This window comes from bacterium (assembly GCA_037131655.1).
In the GTDB taxonomy this organism is placed as follows: domain Bacteria; phylum Armatimonadota; class Fimbriimonadia; order Fimbriimonadales; family JBAXQP01; genus JBAXQP01.
Genome location: JBAXQP010000326.1, coordinates 1 through 2803 on the forward strand (window position 1 = coordinate 1; position 2803 = coordinate 2803).

Consider the following 2803-nt stretch of genomic DNA (forward strand, 5'->3'; position numbering starts at 1 on the left):
CTGCTAAATTCAGCTTTGAATTGAAAATAATCCCCCCACAAAGCCGGAAGCGCCCTTTGGGAGGCAAGCCGGATGACAGAAAGACTATCCAATCAACTCTTGCTCATTGGCAAAATATTCTCGGAGCTTACAACATTGAGAAAACACTACGGGAGCACAAGGAACACTGTATGTTTCTCGATTCCAGCTTCAAACGACTGGCTGAATCTACTACCCAGCATGAACTAGACCTGAAGCGAACACTGACATGTGAGGGAGAGTATTTTCAGACCAACCAAAAGTTTGTGCAGCTAAGAGATGCTTTTCAAAATGCTTTTGACCTTGCAGAAGAAGAAATCACGAACTTGCTTACCACAGCACGTATTACGAAACGATTGATGAAGTCGCTTTTGCAGGCAAGAAGTCTTTTGTGCTCCCCTGATGGCACATTGAAACGAAAAGAATGTATTCAGATTAAAAGAATTTACGCAGCCGCTTGTTGCCGTGTTGATCTTGATAAACAGCGCTTAGACATTTCAGCGGCAGCAGGACACTATATTGAGAAGGTTGTGGAATTGCTGGAAGCATGGCAAAAGGAGAGGTCAAAACGAAAGTCTATCGCTGAGGATGCGGCAAAATCAGTCCGTCGCAGTCTGGAACTGGCAAAAAGCAAACATTCTGAAGCGAAACGCAACTTGTTAGCTAATCAATTTGCCTACCGAAGATTACAACAAATCAGCCTTTATTCTGAGGCTGTGAATGGTTTCAGTAGCATGTTAAGGTGGAAACGACCATCACGTGTGGCAAAAGCGATGGAAAATGTCGATTACACCAATCTTTTAGACGTATTTCCGTTGTGGGTTGGCGAAATGCGTTGGCTTAGCCAATATCTCCCAATGGCGGCAGAAATGTTTGATTATGTAATCGTAGACGAAGCCTCCCAAGTCAACATCGCAGAAGTGTTGCCAGCACTCTATAGAGGCAAACAACTTTGTATTGTGGGTGATCAAAAACAACTTGGGTTATCTTCTGCCGGATTATTTTCGCTAAATAAGTGCTACGAGGAAATTCTTTGGAACCAACATGTAGGAGCTAATAACGTTTCGTACCGACATGCCGAAGAATATCATCTCCTTGTCAGTAAGTGTTCTATCCTCGATTTTGTAACAGCACGAAATAATGCTATTCCCGTTGAAAGAACAGTACTTGATGAACACTATCGCAGCTTGCCTCGACTAGCAGGCTTCACATCCAAGCTATTCTATGAAGATGATGGCGGTCTTGTATTAATGCGGCAAGGAAGTGCCAATAACCATAAAGAGTGTTTTCATGTAATTCAGACTGGCGGTACACGATCCTCGTACACAAAACTAGTTGAGGAGGAAGTGGATGCGACTATCACACTTCTTACCGATATTATTAAGAACAAGAGTTATTTGGTTGGCGATGATCTTGTTAGACTGGGGTATACAGAAGAGCGCCCTCCAACTATCGGGGTTTTGTCTTTCCTTACCGATCAACGCAACGCCTTGGCTCCGAAAATTGAAAGCAAATTCACTGAGGAGCAACTTCGTACCCACGCTGTTCTGGTTGGAACCCCAGAGGAATTCCAAGGGAATGAGCGTAATATTATGATCATTACTTTGGGGCTAGACGGGACATCACGGTGGGGAAAAGGACACTATGAGAATCCGAATCGTTTTAATGTTGCCACTAGTCGTGCTACAGATTTTACCTATGTCATATTCGGTGCTTTGCCAGCAAATGCTAACCTCCTGAAGCGATATCTTCGATGGTTCGGTTTTGAGACCGGAAACGAATATTCTGACGAGGGGAACAAATTTGCAGGCGGAAGTAATTCTTGGGTAACAGCCGATGAATCACGATGTGAATCAGAGTTTGAACGGCGAGTTCTTTCGAATTTATTTGCGTTTGCGGACAAATACAAGGCTGTGGCTCCAATAACTATACATAACCAAGTTTTAACCTGCGGTAATCATCGTCTTGATTTTGTCGTTGTTAATCAGAGCAACAAAGAGGGATGTGCGATAGAAGTAGATGGAAGACTTCATTACTGCGACGATGGCATTCGATATTCCGACGAACATCTTGAACGTATTGACATGCTTAAGAGGGCGGGTTGGTCAATTGTTAATGTGCCTTACTATTGGTGGTATAAGAGGGGGTGGCTCTGCGATGATAACGATGCAGAGTTCTGCAAGATGGCAAATGACCTTGAAGCACAGATAGCAGTTCAAATAGGGCTTATAATCCCATGATCCGTCATCCTGGAGTTTCATCAATTCAATGGCCTCCGGCGTCATGCCGGCAGGATTGAAATTCTTGCGTGTGACAACCGCCGGCTCTTTGACGAAGCCATCCGCCATGGCTTTGCCGAGTGGGTAGTCGAGAATAACGTTCTTGAATGGCAAGGCCCCCTTAGGGGTTTCCACGAACGGGGTCGCCGTAAGTTCCAAACCAATGACCGGTTTCAAATCATTAATTGCCCGCACGCCGGCACTGGCGCGGTAGCGGTGCGATTCGTCCATAATGAGCACAAGATCGGGAAGGCTGGCCAGATATTCAAAGTAACTTTCGCCAATGTATTCCGAAAGCCGTTTAATGCGCGGCGATTTGCCGCCCCGGACTTCCGAGTTGATCTTCGAGATATTGAAGATATTCACCTTACAGCGAAGTAACTGATCAAAAAGCGTCCCCGCCTTGGCCTCATAGTTATCGCCCGTAATGATCTCCGGGGCATCGGTGGCGAATTCGGCAATCCCCTTGAACACATATTTCGAGGTGTTCGGGGTGAAATCCATGA

General features: G+C 45.3%; 1 protein-coding gene and 1 pseudogene. One reads left to right on the forward strand and one right to left on the reverse strand.

The features are described 5' to 3' along the window. Positions 1-2258: AAA domain-containing protein (locus WCO51_11905; GenBank protein ID MEI6513958.1), on the forward strand; the 2258-nt coding region annotated here is incomplete at its 5' end. A 6-nt stretch (positions 2259-2264) separates the two neighbouring features. Here the strand turns inward: WCO51_11905 and WCO51_11910 are convergent. Next, positions 2265-2803: pseudogene (locus WCO51_11910) on the reverse strand (DEAD/DEAH box helicase family protein).